This window comes from Vibrio sp. 1-1(7), assembly GCF_013048485.1.
Classification (GTDB): Bacteria; Pseudomonadota; Gammaproteobacteria; order Enterobacterales; family Vibrionaceae; genus Vibrio; species Vibrio fujianensis.
The window spans coordinates 890,318-907,445 of the sequence record NZ_VHSP01000001.1 but is presented as its reverse complement, the minus strand read 5'-3'; the positions used below and the strand labels follow the sequence as shown (position 1 = coordinate 907,445).

14 protein-coding genes and 1 pseudogene are annotated in these 17,128 nt (G+C 44.5%); 3 read left to right on the top strand and 12 right to left on the bottom strand.

Going from position 1 to position 17,128, the window contains the following annotated elements:
* Positions 1-35: 35 nt before the first annotated feature.
* Together FKN05_RS04280 and FKN05_RS04275 are read right to left on the bottom strand one after the other, a co-directional pair.
* Positions 36-2,160, bottom strand: a pseudogene (locus FKN05_RS04280) (YgiQ family radical SAM protein); the annotation flags it as partial.
* A gap of 248 nt (positions 2,161-2,408) precedes the next feature.
* Positions 2,409-5,162, bottom strand: coding sequence for a M16 family metallopeptidase (locus FKN05_RS04275; protein ID WP_170886959.1), 2,754 nt, complete (start codon positions 5,160-5,162; stop codon positions 2,409-2,411).
* Between the two features lie 224 nt (positions 5,163-5,386).
* Here FKN05_RS04275 and FKN05_RS04270 point away from each other — a divergent pair, with 224 nt between their 5' ends.
* Positions 5,387-6,064, top strand: coding sequence for an HI_1241 family integral membrane domain (locus FKN05_RS04270; protein ID WP_170886958.1), 678 nt, complete (start codon positions 5,387-5,389; stop codon positions 6,062-6,064).
* A 95-nt stretch (positions 6,065-6,159) separates the two neighbouring features.
* Positions 6,160-6,354, top strand: a complete 195-nt coding sequence (locus tag FKN05_RS04265; RefSeq protein WP_161427527.1) for a DUF4250 domain-containing protein — start codon at positions 6,160-6,162, stop codon at positions 6,352-6,354.
* A gap of 20 nt (positions 6,355-6,374) precedes the next feature.
* Here the strand turns inward: FKN05_RS04265 and metR are convergent, their stop codons facing one another.
* The gene (gene metR / locus FKN05_RS04260; protein ID WP_099612288.1) at positions 6,375-7,286 is read right to left on the bottom strand and encodes an HTH-type transcriptional regulator MetR; all 912 of its coding nucleotides are present in this window, start codon (positions 7,284-7,286) and stop codon (positions 6,375-6,377) included.
* Between the two features lie 241 nt (positions 7,287-7,527).
* Here metR and metE point away from each other — a divergent pair, with 241 nt between their 5' ends.
* Positions 7,528-9,816 carry a 5-methyltetrahydropteroyltriglutamate--homocysteine S-methyltransferase gene (gene metE, locus FKN05_RS04255; protein ID WP_099612289.1) on the top strand — a complete coding sequence of 763 codons (2,289 nt, stop codon included), beginning with the start codon at positions 7,528-7,530 and terminating at the stop codon, positions 9,814-9,816.
* Positions 9,817-9,888: 72 nt separating this feature from the next.
* Here the strand turns inward: metE and gspS2 are convergent, their stop codons facing one another.
* The 9 genes from gspS2 to FKN05_RS04210 all read right to left on the bottom strand — a co-directional run bounded on the left by gspS2 (position 9,889) and on the right by FKN05_RS04210 (position 17,120).
* Positions 9,889-10,278 carry a GspS/AspS pilotin family protein gene (gspS2, locus tag FKN05_RS04250; protein ID WP_099612290.1) on the bottom strand — a complete coding sequence of 130 codons (390 nt, stop codon included), beginning with the start codon at positions 10,276-10,278 and terminating at the stop codon, positions 9,889-9,891.
* 2 nt (positions 10,279-10,280) lie between these two features.
* The gene (locus FKN05_RS04245; protein ID WP_161426781.1) at positions 10,281-10,577 is read right to left on the bottom strand and encodes a YciI family protein; all 297 of its coding nucleotides are present in this window, start codon (positions 10,575-10,577) and stop codon (positions 10,281-10,283) included.
* 84 nt (positions 10,578-10,661) lie between these two features.
* Entirely contained in the window at positions 10,662-11,063 is a 402-nt protein-coding gene (gene yciA / locus FKN05_RS04240; RefSeq protein WP_099612291.1) for an acyl-CoA thioester hydrolase YciA, read from the bottom strand.
* Positions 11,064-11,156: 93 nt separating this feature from the next.
* Positions 11,157-11,705, bottom strand: coding sequence for a septation protein A (locus tag FKN05_RS04235; protein WP_099612292.1), 549 nt, complete (start codon positions 11,703-11,705; stop codon positions 11,157-11,159).
* A 245-nt stretch (positions 11,706-11,950) separates the two neighbouring features.
* Positions 11,951-12,760, bottom strand: coding sequence for a tryptophan synthase subunit alpha (gene trpA, locus FKN05_RS04230; RefSeq protein WP_170886957.1), 810 nt, complete (start codon positions 12,758-12,760; stop codon positions 11,951-11,953).
* On the bottom strand, positions 12,760-13,950 hold the full coding sequence (gene trpB / locus FKN05_RS04225) for a tryptophan synthase subunit beta (RefSeq protein ID WP_161426779.1): 1,191 nt from the start codon (positions 13,948-13,950) through the stop codon (positions 12,760-12,762). The genes trpA and trpB overlap by 1 nt, the downstream gene beginning before the upstream one ends.
* Before the next feature lie 62 nt (positions 13,951-14,012).
* Positions 14,013-15,434: a bifunctional indole-3-glycerol-phosphate synthase TrpC/phosphoribosylanthranilate isomerase TrpF gene (gene trpCF / locus FKN05_RS04220; protein WP_212752225.1), complete on the bottom strand. Its 1,422-nt coding sequence runs from the start codon at positions 15,432-15,434 to the stop codon at positions 14,013-14,015.
* 6 nt (positions 15,435-15,440) lie between these two features.
* A complete protein-coding gene (gene trpD / locus FKN05_RS04215) occupies positions 15,441-16,439 on the bottom strand; it encodes an anthranilate phosphoribosyltransferase (protein WP_170886956.1) in 999 nt (332 codons plus the stop codon).
* 99 nt (positions 16,440-16,538) lie between these two features.
* The gene (locus FKN05_RS04210) at positions 16,539-17,120 is read right to left on the bottom strand and encodes an aminodeoxychorismate/anthranilate synthase component II (protein ID WP_099612296.1); all 582 of its coding nucleotides are present in this window, start codon (positions 17,118-17,120) and stop codon (positions 16,539-16,541) included.
* Positions 17,121-17,128 lie beyond the last annotated feature (8 nt).

Genomic DNA, 17,128 nt, shown 5'->3' with positions numbered 1-17,128 from the left:
CTGATTGGTTTTACTGCCACGAGTTTGACTTGACGCATGATCGCGAAGTGCATCAAATCCCGGTTGATGTTTAGTGTGTTTGGTTGCAAAGCGGTTAGAACCGTGACGACCTGATTTACGACGTGGATTTGCTGTTGATTGCTCATTATCTTCAGCGGGGACTAAGCAGCCAGGCTTGTCACCAATTAAATATTTTTTACCCATTGCGACTAATGCTTCACGGATAAGTGGCCAATTAAGAGGATCATGATAACGCAGCAGTGCTTTGTGCAAGCGACGCTGACGTTCTCCTTTGGCTACGGTAATATCTTCTCGTTTCTTATATTTCACGCGTTTAAGCGGATTCACTTGTGAGTGATACATGGCCGTGGCATTACACATCGGAGAGGGGTAAAAATTTTGTACTTGATCACACTGATAGTTATTATTTTTAAGCCACAATGCAAGGTTGACCATGTCTTCGTCTTCGGTTCCTGGATGAGCAGAGATAAAATAAGGTATTAAATATTGTTTTTTACCTGCTTCCGCACTGTATTTTTCAAACAGTTGTTTAAAGCGGTCATAAGTACCCATTCCTGGTTTCATCATTAAATCCAGTGGTCTTTTTTCAGTATGCTCAGGGGCAATTTTTAGATAACCCCCCACATGGTGAGTCACCAGTTCACGCACATATTCTGGAGACTCAATCGCTAAATCGTAGCGTACCCCAGAAGCGATAAGAATTTTCTTAATACCAGGAATCTTTCGGGCTTCTCGATAAAGATCGATGGTGTGTTTATGATCGGTATTGAGCTTATGACAAATTCCCGGAAACACACAAGAAGGACGGCGGCAGTTTGCTTCTGCTTTAGGATCTGAACAACCCAAGCGATACATGTTGGCGGTCGGGCCTCCTAAGTCTGAAATTGTCCCGGTAAAACCGGGGACTTTGTCTCTAATGGCTGTCAACTCACCAAGTATGGATTCTTTAGAACGGTTTTGGATTATCCGTCCTTCATGCTCGGTGATTGAACAAAAAGAGCAGCCACCGAAGCATCCACGCATAATATTGACCGAGGTTTTGATCATATCGTAAGCCGGAATCTTGGCTTTGCCATATTTAGGGTGCGGAATCCGGGCATAAGGCAGATCAAAAACATAATCCATCTCTTCGGTGGTTAATGGAATCGGCGCTGGGTTTACCCAAAGTTCACGGTTACCATGGCTTTGAATCAGGGCGCGGCCTGAATAAGGGTTGGTTTCTAAATGCAGTACACGGCTAGCATGTGCGTATAAAATACGGTCGTTGATCAACTTTTCATAAGAGGGTAAACGAACGGCTGTCGTTAGCGAATCATGGCGAGAAGCCCGGATGGTAATCGGTTTGGCTTCGATTTCTGCGGTGTCCGATTTCGTGTCGCATAGCGTTTCAACGTCGTAAGGATTGGTTGGCACAAAAGGTTTGCCCGGTTTATCAATACGCGAGGAATCGATGATGGTAAAACCGTCGGGAGCGTGTGGTAGGTTTATCGCAGTACCACGAATGTTGGTCATGGTCGCTATCGGCTCGCCATTTGCAAGTCGATGCGCAACCTCCACTAAAGCGCGTTCAGCGTTACCAAATAGGAGTATGTCCGCTTTGGCATCAAACAGTACCGAACGACGAATCTTATCGGACCAATAATCATAATGCGCGACACGTCGTAAGCTCGCTTCAATGCCACCAAGAACAATAGGAACCTCTTTATACGCTTCACGGCAGCGCTGAGAATAGACTAAGGTAGCACGATCTGGACGTTTCCCACCTTCATTATTGGGGGTGTAGGCATCATCATGGCGCAGCTTTTTATCTGCGGTATAGCGGTTGATCATGGAGTCCATATTGCCCGCAGTGATACCAAAAAATAGGTTGGGCTGACCGAGAGCCATAAACGCGCTTTTATCTTGCCATTCTGGCTGGGCAATGATCCCAACTCTAAATCCTTGAGCTTCAAGTAAGCGACCGATGATAGCCATGCCAAAACTAGGGTGATCGACATAGGCGTCTCCGGTGACGATAATAATGTCACAACTGTCCCATCCTAAAGTCTCCATCTCTTTACGTGAAGTTGGAAGGAAAGGAGCAATACCAAAGCATTCCGCCCAGTATTTTTTGTGTTCATTTATTTTCTTTACAATCATTTAGTTGACTCTTACTCTCATGGCTTTGGGCAAAGGTGGGGCACATTATTGGGTATACCGGGTCTGTCACCCTAATTTTATTTTGACCTTTGAGTGGTTGCTATTGGTGAAAAAATAGGCCACATAAAATAGCGCAGCAGTTTACCATGTTATTGGCAAAGTACACCTACTTCTGTGTGGTAAAAAGTAACTGAGTGGCTGTGCCGATTGAAAAAGCCAAGCAGGGTAAGCTTGGCTTTTTTTATCGGCTAGTTGGGTAGCATGATGCTAATTTGTTTTTTACTCCCATCACCAAAAATTTGTAATGCTCTTTGATGCATTTCCTGAGCGGTAATACTTTGAGCGGTCGCTTCAATATTCATTAAGGCTTCAAAACCATAGCCATGGGTGATATAGCGGTTGAGCATGAAGGCCATCTGTTCCGGTTTATCCTCTATAGGTTTAAGTGCCACGATTAATTGTTTAGCGACCGTCTGAGTCTCTTCTTCACTAATACTCTGCGTTAAACTGGTGATCACTTCTTGAAAAGCTTGTTCTGTTTGTGCCACATTTGCAGGGGCCACATGTGCAATCATCAGCCAATCAGAATAGGGTTCGCCATCCTTATTAATTACGTAAATCATGGGGGTATAATCCAATCCTTTACTTTCTCGGATATTAGCGAGTAATTTTTGGTTGACTAAACGGTGTAGCATGTCTTCGAGGAAGATTTTTTTAGCACTTTGGTTGGATACATCAGATGAGACATAACGATGAATGACGACGGCACTATCTTCAGTATTGATGGTCTTTTCTATTCTGTTGACCAGTGAAGGTTTAAAGTGTGGATTAATCTCGACTGGTGGTTGGGCAATGAGTGGGATATTGGCAATGTACTGACGTAACAGTGGAGTGATGTCGGATGGGGCAATATCACCAACAATAATGAGGTTGAACTTCCCTTGTTTAAACAGCTGTTGATGGACGTTAAGAACTTGTGTTCGAGTCGGTGTGGGTTGGTCTACTAAATAGCGCAGTTGCTGATAACTATCCTTACTATAAGAGGCGAGATTGATCTCATTGGTAAATTGGCCTAGTGGCGTGGTCAAAAATTGGCGCAAGTTTTCTTGCTGAGTTTGTGTTACTGCAGCCAATTGCGCATTATCAACCTTAGGTGCGGTGGAATATTGATGAATTAAGGCCAACGCGTCATCTAAATCTGGCTTATTGACGTTTATATTTAACCAATGTGTGGTCGTGTCTATAATGAATTGCATAGACATATTTTTTCTTTTCATATAACTGTCAACCTGTGACCCATCCATGCTGCCAATCCCTGAACGAGTTAAGACCATTGGCGTAATATCAACGGCTGAATAAAGTTCGCTGGGTAATGAGGCTATTCCACCGACACGGCTATAAAAAAGGTGCAGCTGATTTCTATTGTTATAGGTTCTATAGAGATAAACATTGACGTTATTTTCGAGTTGCCATTGCACGATCTCGGGATCGCTATGAATCGATTGGGATGTGATAATTTCCCCAGGCTGCGTTGGCTGGTGTAAAATGGTATCAACATCCGCTGCATTCAATTGCGTCCCGCGACGTTTTCTTAATTTTTTTAACTGGCTCAATTCATCGGTAAGTTGTTCCAGGTTCTCTTGTTTATCTGCCCCAATAATGATGGCAGCATCACCGTTCAGTAACTGTTTTAAACGTTGATTAACCTGCTCTATGGTTGCGGTATTGAGTAGTTGTTTGAGGCCATATTGAAAGTCGAGAGTACTCTGCAGGACTTGTTGGTTGGTTATCGCCCAAATGCGATGATTGGCATGTTGATTGGGTAATAAGTCATATTTATTTTGTGCTGCATACTGGAGATCATCTTTGAATGGATGCAGCTGAGCCTCTAATTCTTCTTGTGTGACACCAAAATCACGCAGTGAAGAGAGTGTTGATAAGATTAGTTCTTGTACAAGAGAGCGTTGTTGGTAGGGGAATGTACTACCAATCAAAGTATAGCGTTGATCAAGTACAGGATAGTTCATGGCATACAATTGTGAATGCAGCTGGGCGCTGTCACGAAATACCGTTTTTAGGCGCTGATCAATTAATTGTTCAGCAATATTATCTAATCGATGGTCTAATAACTGCTCGTGAGTCGTCATAGAATGACGGCCTCGACCAATCAGTAATGAGAAGCTGGCATGTTCGCCAGTTGCTACGTGTGCAACGTAGTCTTGCAGGTTTTGTTGGCGTTTTTTTACCGGTTCTGGTCGAGGCGTTGTGCCTTTCTGCCAACTGGAAAAATAGCGTTGAATCCATTCCTCGCCTTGAGCTAGTGTTAGATTACCGGTGATAACGACTTCTGCTAATTGAGGTTGATACCATTGTTGATAAAATGCTTGGAGATCTTGTGCTGTGGCTTGCTGAACCTGTACCTTCGTGCCCAGCACGTCATGTTCTGCATAATCGGTTGTTGCAATCAAATGCTCATAATATTGTTGTTCTAATGGTTTTTCTTCCCGATAGCGGTGGCGAAACTCACCCATAATTACCCCTTTCTCTTTCTCGACTTCTTGCGGAGAGAAGGTGAGTCCATCGGCAATATCTCTAAACCAAAGTAATGCTTTATCTACGGCGAGGTTGTCGGGTAAGTCGAGTGTATAAACGGTTTCTTGATAAGTGGTATAGGCATTAAGATCGGGGCCAAAGCTAGCTCCTGCTTGCTGTACCATGGTAATGACATCATTATGGGCATAATGGAGGCTGCCATTAAATGCCATGTGTTCAACAAAGTGTGCATAGCCAGCTTGTGTAGGGGATTCTTGCAATGAGCCGGTATGAAAATATAGGCGAATCGATACCGCTTGATGATGATCTGGATAGATGTGGTAGGTGAGTCCATTCTCGAGTTGCCCAGTTACCCATTGTTGATCGGCTTGTAAAGGGGGAGACGGCTCTTGTGCCATGCAGCCAAGTAAGGGGAGGCAAAGCATGCTTGCTAATAACAGTTTTTTCATCATAACCTCTTATTTTTGTCTTAACTATAAACAAATACTCAAGCTGTGTGTTCTGCGAACAGTTGATTTTCGGTACAAATAACGAATCCAAGCCATAGCAATGATAAAACAGTCAGTGGCGCATGATGTGAGCGGTAGAAGTGTTGAATTCGTGGGTAAAGCGGTAGGCAAAATCGAATGGCTTTTGGTATCATCGTCCCAAATTTTCCGTTAATGAAGAATGTATGCTTGATTCCTTACTGAGCGTTATGGCCCCCATGTTGCTTGGCACGCAATTATTACTGACATTAGTATTGGTGAAAGGTGATATCTGTCCAGGTCAACGTGGCCGGTTACATAAAGTATTACCCGCGTTAGCTATCTTATGGCTTGCTGTCGCTTCACTGAAAATCGAGGTGTGTTTAATTGTCTTTGCTTTGCTTTATTTTTATTCTCAAGTGCAAACCAAAAAGACACGCCATGAAGGGCCGCTGTGGGTTTTGTACCTTGCCGATGGGTTAGCTTTGGCATTTGTGGCTATATTGATGGGGCAGTCGCTGAATGGTTCAATGGCCATTACACTATTGAGTCTGATATTTTTACTCGGTGCGTTATTTGGCCATTTGCTATTGACGATCGCTAAAACTCGTCTACAAGCTTTTCACCGCATTTTACCTGTGGTGGGGATTTTATCGGCAATGGTGACAACGCTCTGCATTGTACCTTACGCATATCAACTTGAGGCTGAGCAGCTTTCAGCTATGATCCAGCCACTACTGGTGAGCTTTTCGTTATTGGTCGCGGGTATTTTTGCTTGGTGTTGGCATTTACTATTAGTAAAACCTGTGACCAAAGTCTCCTTATTGCTTGCGTTACTCTTGATGTTAGTTGCGGTAACCGGTTTCTATCGTCTTTATTTATAGGGTCATTGTCGGCGATATTTCGAGAGGAAAATCACGACGGATTGATAAAATTGCAGCTAAGCTTACTATCAGGGCGACGAGAAAGGAGCAAAATGATGGATTTAAGCAACATTAGCCGTCTTGATGACGCAATTTTATTAGGCATTATTAATGAAAAACTGCGTTTAGAGTGTGATAGCTTGGATGAACTCGTATCCATGTATGAGATGAATGAACAACATGTGGTTGGTAAGTTGAGTAATCTAGGCTTTAGGTATGACCCTCTCACCAACCAGTTTAAATCGTATTAATAGCTTGTTTTCCGCATAATTTAAGCCATCTTGATCCCGTCAAGGTGGCTTTTGCATTGTTGGCGAGCGATAGCAAAAAAAGCTTGTAAGTAACGCTTGTCTTTTTCGCTGTGGCGGGTTGCGGCAAATAACCGACGCCATAATCCATCGCCTAATGGTTTGCTGGTGATAAGTCCCTGGCGTGAAAATTCACTGATCGCCCAGTTGGGCAACGTGGCAACGCCTAATCCGGCAGACACCATTTGGACTAGCATTAAAGTATTGTCTGCTTGTTTCCACTTTGCTGGTTCTACGCCTGCCGGGTGTAGGAAATGTTTGACGACATCTAAGCGTTGTTTTTGTACCGGATAACACAGCATGGTTTGTTCGGCCAAATCTTGTGGTGTGATGACGGTTTTATCAGCGAGTGGATGGTTGGTTGCAGTAATAAGGCGCATTTCAAAGTCAAATAAGGGTTCATAATGCACCTCTGAGCGCGGTAAAATATCAGAGGTAATCACCAAGTCTAGCTCTCCTGCTAGTAATGCAGGTAAGGGTTCAAAACCAAACCCTGAGGAAAAATCGAGCGTTACACTGGGCCAAGCTAATTGATATTCACGCAGGGCAGGCATTAACCATTGGAAGCAAGAATGGCATTCAATTGCCATGTGTAAGCGTCCATTCACATCTTCTTTCAGGCTGGCGAGTTCGTTCTCTGCTTTGGCTAAGCGTGGCAATATTTCATCGGCAATGCGCAGCAGAATATTACCTTCTGATGTAAAACGAACCGGGCGTGTTTTGCGGAGAAAAAGTTGTCCACCAATCCGAGCTTCAAGATCTTTTATTTGATGGGATAACGCCGACTGAGTCAGGTGTAAAGCCGTGGCGGTGGCGGTTAGTGAGCCCGTTTCTCGCAGTGAAACTAAGGTTCTTAAATGTTTAAGCTCGATCATGTATCACCTTCACCTTCCCTTTTTTATTATTAATTTATCTAAACTTACGTGTTTTTTTTAACCGTGTAAACATCTAGATGGCTATTTGTTGTTAATCCTACGAATGAAATGTTTATAAACATGAAATTTTCTAATAAACAAGTTGAATAATTGGTGATTGTATTCAGTATCATGTCACGCGATAGTTTAGCCATCCAGATGTCTTTTAATGTCTGCACCTATCTATAGAAGGATAAAACACATGGCAACGACAACGCATATTCTCGGTTACCCACGTATTGGTGAAAAACGTCAGCTAAAATTTGCCCTGGAGCAGTATTGGCGTGGTGAAATTGAGCAATCTCAACTGCAACAGGTTGGACAAAGTATTCGTCAACAAAACTGGCACCAGCAGCAAGAGGCAGGGTTGAGTTTTGTGACTGCGGGTGATTTTGCTTGGTATGATCATGTATTAACGACAACACTTTTGCTTGGTCATGTTCCCGAACGCCATCGTCATGGTTTTCCTGATCTCGATACGCTGTTTCGAGTCGGGCGTGGTCAGTCACAAAATCATTGTGGATGCAGTGGCAGCGCCGCTTCTGATATGACTAAATGGTTTAACACTAACTATCATTACATTGTGCCGGAATTTAGTGCTACAGATAGTTTTGAGGTAAGTTGGCCACAATTGTTTGATGAAGTGAATGAAGCCGTCAAAGCTGGCTATCCGGTTAAACCCGTTCTTCTTGGCCCGTTAAGTTATCTTTATTTAGGTAAAGAGGTTGGGGAAGGTTTTGATCGACTGACATTACTTCCTCGTCTACTTACTGCTTATCAAGCGATTTTAGCTAAATTAGCCAAGCAGGGAGTGACTTGGGTACAAATTGATGAGCCGATCCTAGCTCTGGAACTTGAAACGCCGTGGCAAGAGGCCTTTAAACTGGCTTATCAGGTGATTCAAGGTGAGGTGAAATTACTGTTGACCACCTATTTTGATTCTGTAAGTGATACGTTAGATAAAATTGTTAAACTGCCCGTTAATGGTCTGCATATTGACCTTTCAGCAGCTCCTCAGCAACTCGATGAGGTATTAGAAAAGCTTCCTCAAGACTGGGTATTATCGGCGGGTGTGGTGAATGGACGGAATGTCTGGCGAGCCGATCTCGCTTCACAACTCAATCAACTTCAGCCAGTAAAAGCACAGTTGGGGGATCGCTTATGGGTTGCCAGCTCTTGTTCTCTACTCCATAGCCCCGTTGATCTAGAACTAGAAGCGAACCTTTCACCAGAAGTGCAGAGCTGGTTCGCTTTTGCCAAACAAAAACTGACCGAAATTTCGCTGCTCGGCCAAGCATTAGATGGCGATCATGCAGCAATATTGGCCTGTGAGACGTACAGTCAGCCTATTGTAGCGCGTCAACAAGCCATTCATGTTAATAAGCCTCAAGTTCAAGCTCGGCTTAATAGTATTACCGATTCTCTTGCTGAGCGAAGTGCACCTTATGCAGAGCGTGCTTACCATCAACAAGAAGTGCTTGGGCTTCCCCTATTACCGACGACAACCATTGGTTCTTTCCCACAAACGGGAGATATTCGTGCCGAACGTCGAGCTTACCGACAGGGCAAGTTAGCTGAAACGGATTATGTGAATGCGCTTAAAGGACATATTGCCGATGCGGTTCAACGTCAAGAAGCTCTAGGCTTGGATGTGCTGGTGCATGGCGAAGCCGAACGTAATGACATGGTGGAATATTTTGCTGAAAATCTTGCTGGTTTCCAAACCACGCAGTTTGGTTGGGTGCAGAGTTACGGTTCTCGTTGTGTGAAGCCTGCCATAGTGGTAGCCGATATTGAACGAGAGAAGCCCATGACGGTAGAGTGGTCAAGTTATGCACAATCACTTACCAGTAAAAAGATGAAAGGGATGTTGACTGGGCCGGTTACGATCCTTTGCTGGACGTTCCCACGTGAAGACATTACTCGGGAGCAAATTGCTCAGCAATTGGCATTGGCGTTGCGTGATGAAGTGTCTGACTTGCAGGATGCAGGCATCAATATTATCCAAATTGACGAACCTGCGATTCGTGAGGGCTTACCATTGAAGAAACGGGATCATCAAGCTTATTTACAATGGGCAGTGCAAGCGTTCAAAATATCGGCTGCGAGCGCTCGGCCTGAAACACAAATCCATACTCACATGTGTTATAGCGAATTTAATGAAATTATTGATTCTGTTGCCGCGCTTGATGCGGACGTGATTACCATTGAAACCTCGCGCTCGAATATGGAATTACTCAAAGCATTTGAAGCGTTTAATTACCCGAATGCCATAGGGCCGGGTGTGTATGATATCCACTCCCCTAACATTCCATCACAAGCCTGGATTGAAGGGTTGTTGCGTAAAGCTGCGGAGAAAATCCCTGTTGAACGGTTATGGGTGAACCCCGATTGCGGGCTAAAAACACGAAATTGGCCAGAGGTGGAAGCCGCATTAACCAACTTAGTGCTGGCTGCTAAAGCGTTACGTGAAGAATGGCAGAAAAAATAGAGGGGATTATATTTTCATTATAAAGGCCTCTAGTGAGGCCTTTGTTGATTGAATACGATGGCATGGAGTAACTCAGTGACATTGAGTTTTAGTGACGATTTGATCGACCATTAGTTGACCTCTTGGATTACGAACTTGTAATCGGTAACTGATACCCGCATCAAGATTGGCTCGAATATCGGTACTAGAACAAAAACGTTGAACACTGTTTTCTATCACTTGGGTAAGGGATTGTGCACCTTGCTGATCAATATTGTAGATCATCATCATTTCGATCATTGTACCTTTAGAGCTAGCACGCATGATATTCAGTGGCCCTTGTTCAATCGGCAGCTCGGCATTGAGTACACTGGCACGATTGGCGGCTAATAGTTCTAAATGCTTTTGTTGATCACCAGTAGAGCTGCATCCACTAAGCAGAATAAACATGAGGCTGGTGATACCGAGTAATGATTTTTTCATAGTTAAAAAACTTTTTTAAACGGCTTGACGATAACGTGCGCATAAGCGCCAACCTTGTGGTAAGGATCCGCATCCGCCCAAGCTTGAGCGGCTTGCAAAGAGTCAAACTCAGCGATGATGGTTGAACCAGTAAATCCGGCCTCTCCGGGATCTTCTGCATCAATCGCAGGGAGTGGCCCTGCAACCAATAGCCGACCTTCATTGCGTAAAGTTTGTAAGCGTTCTAAATGTTCTGCTCTGACACTCATTCGTTGCGCTAGCGAGTCTTCTACATCTTGGGCGAAAATAACATACCACATATTGCTATCCTTATAATGGTGAACGGGTTTAGGTCATGCACCAAATCCAATGATTTTAAAAGTGAGGTTCATTCCTTGCGGTGATCAATGTTGGTGGTTGATCACTCTTGGGCGTCCTTCTGCATCAATAGCAACATAATTAAACGTTGCTTCACAGACTTGGAAGCGGTCAAGTACGCCGTCTTCTTTAACTGGTTTAACCCATACTTCCAAGTTAATTGACATCGATGTCCGGCCAATTTTGGTACATTCACCGTAGCAGCATACCACATCACCCACCTTGACGGGCTTTTTAAAGGTAATGCTTGACACTGAAACTGTGACAATTCTTCCACTGGAAATTTCTTTAGCGAGAATGCCACCAGCCAAGTCTAATTGCGACATAATCCACCCACCAAAAATATCACCATTGGCATTGGTGTCGGCCGGCATGGCAAGTGTTCTCAGTAAAAGCTGCCCCTTGGGGGAGTTTACATTCTGGTTCATGATTGGCATCCACAGCAAACAAAACAGCGACCGCGAAGGCCGCTGAAAAAGAGGGTTAATTATAACCAGAAATGTCTTCTCGACTCAAAATAGTTAAGAATGTTTAGAGCTATTTTGTTCTTTCGGCAGGTGTTTATAGATGTAAATACCGGTCAATAGTGTGTAGGCGAAGGTTGCGAGAAGTAGACCAAATACTTTGAAGTTGACCCATACATCGAGTGATAATTGATAGGCGATATAAATATTGAGTACCGCGCACACGAGGAAAAAGACAACCCAAGCCCAGGTGATTTTTGTCCAGACCGTTTCAGGTAGAGTCAGCTCTTTACCGAGCATGCCTTTAATCGCAGATTTTCCAAGCCAATGGCTAATGGCTAAGCCTAAAGCAAAGACTAAATAGACAATGGTCACTTTCCATTTAATGAAGTTATCGTCATGTAAGAAGATCGTCATGCCACCAAAAACAGTCACTAAAGCAAAGGTGATTAACTGAATTTTTTCGACCTTTTTGAACAGAAAATAGGTCACGATGATTTGTATTGCCGTGGCTGCAATCAGCGCCCCTGTTGCGACATAAATATCGTAAAACTTAAACAGAGCGAAAAAAATAATCAGTGGAATAAAATCGAGCAGTTGTTTCATTATAAAGCAAGATCCAAGTAGTAAATTACTGACAGTCTAACCAAATTATGGCATGAGCTAAACCGATAAAGATATTTTGAAACAAAATATCGCATTGTTAGGTAAAATTTTTGTGACATTGATAAAGATTTTCTGACGCAGTGAAGCGTTAGAAAATCGATGCAACTGAGGGGCGGCTGGATAGAAAGAGCAATAGTGCCTCATCTGGTAGACAGCTATTGCTCTATGTTAGGTGGTAGGTTTACCTAAGCTTTGCGGGTTGCAGCCTTCATCGCCGAGGTAAATGTGTGCAGTTCAGCCAGCATTCTCTCGGGTTCATTGATGTGTTTCTCAATGATTTTTACCACGGCGGAACCAGAAATGGCACCGGCTGCCCCCGCTTGAATGGCTTGTTTGACTTGCTCTGGTTCTGAAATACCAAACCCTAGTAGTGCCGGTGCTGCTTGACATTGATTTAGCCGTTGTAGGAGTGTACCCACTGGCATATTGGCTTTGGTTTCCGCTCCTGTTACCCCGGATCGTGACAGTAAATAAGTATAACCTTTACCCAACTGAGCCACCGCTTGTAATGTGGCGTCATCGGCCGTGGGTGGGGCGATGAAAATCGGTTGAATACCAAATTTTTCTGCCGCGGCCACAAAGGGTTGGCTCTCATTGGTTGGAACATCGGCGACCAGCACAGAGTCAACTCCCGCTTGCTGACAACGTTGATAAAAGTTTTCAATCCCACGCGCATACACGAGGTTGGCATACATGAGTAATCCTATCGGTAAATCTGGGTTGTTGGCCCGGATCTGAGCGATTAAGCTAAAACATACCTCAGGGGTCGTCTCGGCGTTTAAAGCTCGAATATTTGCGGCTTGAATGGTTGGGCCATCGGCTAAAGGATCAGAAAAAGGAATCCCGAGCTCTAAACCATCAGCACCCGCATCAATTAAGGTTTGCATGATGCGCAGCGATTGTTCTGGCGAAGGATCACCGATAGTAACAAATGGGATAAATGCCCCTTGTTTATCGTTAGCCAGACGCTGGAAAAGTGATTGATAACGGTTCATTACAGCACTCCTTTGTCTTCTAAAATTTTATGGACGGTAAAAATGTCCTTATCGCCTCGTCCCGATAAATTCACCACTAATAATTGTTCTTTTTCGGGTTCTGCATACGCCATTTTGACCGCATGAGCTAAAGCATGAGATGACTCCAACGCTGGAATGATTCCTTCTTGGCGGGCTAACAGTTGGAAAGCGTCTAGCGCTTCATCATCGGTGGCACTTTCATATTCGGCTCGGCCTGTTGCATGTAGGTGTGCGTGTTGTGGGCCAACAGAGGGGAAGTCTAATCCAGCGGATATCGAATAAGACTCTTCAACTTGACCATCTTCATCTTGCATTAAGGGGGCTTTCATGCCAAAGAAAATTCCCGTTTTGCCATGCCGCAGAGGAGCACCATGTTGAGCGGTATCGATCCCTTTTCCTGCAGGTTCCACCCCAATCAAGCGAACCGAGGCTTCGTCAATAAAATCGGCAAACATGCCAATAGCATTTGAACCACCGCCAATGCAAGCGATCACGGCATCAGGTAATCGACCTTCACGGGCTAAAATTTGATTTTTGGTCTCCTCGCCAATAATGCGTTGGAATTCTCGCACGATGGTTGGGAAAGGGTGAGGGCCAGCGGCAGTGCCTAATAAATAGTGTGTGGTTTCGTAACTGGACGCCCAATCTCGCATTGCTTCGTTACAAGCGTCTTTTAGGGTCGCTGAGCCAGAGTTGACGGAAATCACTTGCGCTCCCATTAAACGCATCCGAAAAACGTTTGGACTTTGACGTTCGACGTCTTTGGCTCCCATGTAGATACGACATTTTAAGCCCAGCAAAGCACAGGCTAGGGCGGTTGCCACGCCATGTTGCCCAGCGCCTGTTTCTGCAATAATTTCTTTTTTGCCCATGCGCTTAGCGAGCAGCGCTTGACCCAAAACTTGGTTGGTTTTATGTGCGCCACCATGTAAGAGATCTTCACGTTTAAGATACAGTTTCGTCTTTGTTCCTTTAGTGATGTTGCGAGTGAGCGTCAGTGCCGTTGGGCGGCCGGCATACTCTTGCAGCAGCGTCATAAATTCGGAACGAAACTCAGAGTCCTGCTGAGCATCAATAAATGCCTGTTCCAGTTGATTGAGGGCTGGAACTAAAATTTGTGGTACGAACTGACCACCGTACTCGCCAAAATAGGCGTTAAGTTTTGCCATGCTCTTATTCCTTCACATCTAATGACATGATTACCATGTCTTATTCTTCAAAAGTAAAATTATTAGTATTCTCGTAGTGCGCTGAATGCTTGCTGTAACTTCGCCGCATCTTTTTTCCCCGGCTCGCTTTCAACGCCGGAATTGAGATCGACACCAAGGCAGCCAATACGTGCGGCTTGTTTCACATTGTTAGGGGTAATTCCCCCGGCGAGCATGATGCGCTGTGGCTGAGTAATGAGTTGCCAATCAAAAGCTTGCCCAGTACCGCCCATTTGATCTCCGACCTTACTATCGAATAAATGTCGTTCAACATGATCAAATAACTTAGGTAATGCGTTGGTGACGCCATAAGCCTTCCAAATTTTTATGTGCTCGGGTAAACGAGTTTTCAGCGCATTGATATAGACTTGATCTTCATCCCCATGCAGTTGCACCGCGGTTAAACTGAGGTCGAGAGCTATTTCAACCACATGATCAATAGGATGGTTTTGAAATACGCCCACATAAAGCAATGGCGCGCCGCTCATGATTAGACGTGCCGCTTCTTTATCGACATAGCGTTTTGACGGTTCAACAAAAATTAATCCGCCATAAACCGCACCTGCTTGATAGGCTTTTACCGCGTCATGGGCATGAGTTAATCCACAGACTTTATTTTCACCCAAGATCACTTTACGTACCGCTTGTTCGAGATTCTCTTCGCCCATCAGGGAGCTACCGATAAGAAAACCATTCGCAAATTGAGATAAATCACGGACTTGTTGATGGTTATAAATACCAGATTCAGAAATAACAATGCATTCTTTTGGTCGTTGTGGTGCGAGCTGTTTCGTGCGATTTAAGTCGGTGGAAAGGTCACGTAAGTTACGGTTATTAATGCCAATCACTTTGGCTTTGAGTGCAATCGCACGTTGCAATTCTTCTTCATTGCTGACTTCGGTTAATATGCCCATTCCCAGTTCATGGGCAATGCTAGCCAATTGACCATACTGTTCATCGTTAAGCACAGAAAGCATGAGTAAAATGGCATCCGCGCCGTAATGACGAGCGAGATAAACTTGGTAAGGGTCAATCATAAAGTCTTTACACAGCACCGGTTGCGAGACTTGAGCGCGAACTCGGGCAATAAAATCGAAGCTACCTTGAAAATATTTTTCATCGGTCAGCACTGAAATTGCATCGGCATATTGGTGATAAACTGAGGCGATATAATCTAAGTCAAATGAATCACGGATCAGCCCTTTTGAGGGGGAAGCCTTTTTACACTCTAAAATAAAAACGGTTTGACTCTGATCGAGAGCTTGATAAAAGTCCCGATCCGTTTTTGAAAGTAACGTTTGAAAAGTGTTTAAAGGCTGAGCGAGCTTTCTGTTCGCCACCCAGACCGCCTTATCTGTTACGATTTTTGCCAACACTTCCGCCATTTGAGTGTGTTTTAGGGAAATGTGTTCAGATAATTGCTGGGATGCATCATGCTCAGACATGTCAATTTAACCTCGTTCTGCTAGTTGTTGAACCAAGTGGTAGGCTTTACCGGAATTCATGACATCCATCGCACGCTCGGCATTGACGGTGAGATCTTCAAAGCCAAATAAGCGTAGCAAGAGGGCAACGTTAATTGCGACGGCGCTCATTTGAGCAGGCGTTCCCTTGCCAGTTAGAATGTTGGTGATGATGGCGCGATTCTCTTGTGGAGTACCGCCTTGAATTGCGTCCAGTGGGTAGGTGTTTAGGCCAAAATCGGCTGGCGTTAATGTGTACTCAATGATTTTACCATCGTTGATTTCAGCCACCTGCGTTTCGCCATGAATCGCGACTTCGTCTAGCCCTGCCCCATGAACCACAGCGGCTCGTTTCATTCCCATTTTTAGCATGGTTTCGGCAATAGGACGAACTAAATCTAAACTGTAGACTCCCATCAATTCAATATTGGGACGAGCTGGGTTAATTAGGGGGCCTAAGATATTGAAAATAGTGCGAGTTTTCATGCTTTGGCGCACAGGCATCGCATGGCGAACCCCACCGTGGTATTGCGGCGCAAATAAGAATGTTACCCCTAAATCATCCAGAGCTTGACGTGCATCATTCGCGCTCATGGTCATATTAATACCAAACGCGTCTAAGAGATCGGACGATCCTGATTGGCTGGAGACGCCACGGTTGCCATGTTTAGCTATTTTTACACCACATGTGGCAGCAACAAATGCGGCAGTGGTAGAAATATTAATGGTATTGGCTCCATCACCGCCAGTGCCGACGATATCCGCGAAATCATAATCAGGGCGTGGGAAATGTTCTGCATTAGCGAGTAAAGCTTGAATCGCTCCCACAATCTCTGCTGGTGTTTCCCCTTTGATTTTAAGGGCAGTTAACGCCGCAGCCATGAATGCAGCATCACATTCCCCGCGAATAATCGCGCTAAATAGCGTTTCGCTCTCTTGCTGATTAAGCGCCTGCTGCTGATAAAGTTTATTAATGATATGTTGCATATTGTTATTTCTCCGTATCCTTGAAGACCCACATTTAAAATGATTGATAAAGAGCGGGTAAAAATAGTACCTATCGACGGTTTATTGTCCTGCGACGGTTTATTGTCCTAAAACCCAATTAATGGCATTTTTTAATAAAGTGGCTCCTTGCGTGGTCATAATGGACTCGGGATGAAACTGGAATCCGCACACTTTGTCTTGTTCATGGACGACAGACATCACTAACCCATCGACTTGTGCGGTGACGGTTAAACACTCTGGCACTTGAGTGGCCACTAATGAATGATAACGAGCAATCGCCAATGGTGATGCTAAACCTTGATAAATAGGGTGTTGATGATGCTTCATCATGGAAACTTTACCATGGACAATCTCATCGGCTCCGCTAACGATACCGCCGTAGGCTTCTACTATCGCTTGATGACCGAGGCAGATGCCGATCATGGGTACTTTTCCTTTCAAGCGTTGAAGAATGTTGGGCATGGCTCCTGCCTGAGAGGGGGCTCCTGGGCCCGGAGATAATACCAGTACCGGATTATCAAACTGTTGGATAGCCTGCTCGATAACGGTAGCCGCGATATGATTCCGATAAATGGTCACTTGGTGCCCGAGTGAACGAAATTGGTCGACCAAGTTATAGGTAAAGGAGTCAAAGTTATCGATAAATATGATATTTGCCATGATCGCTA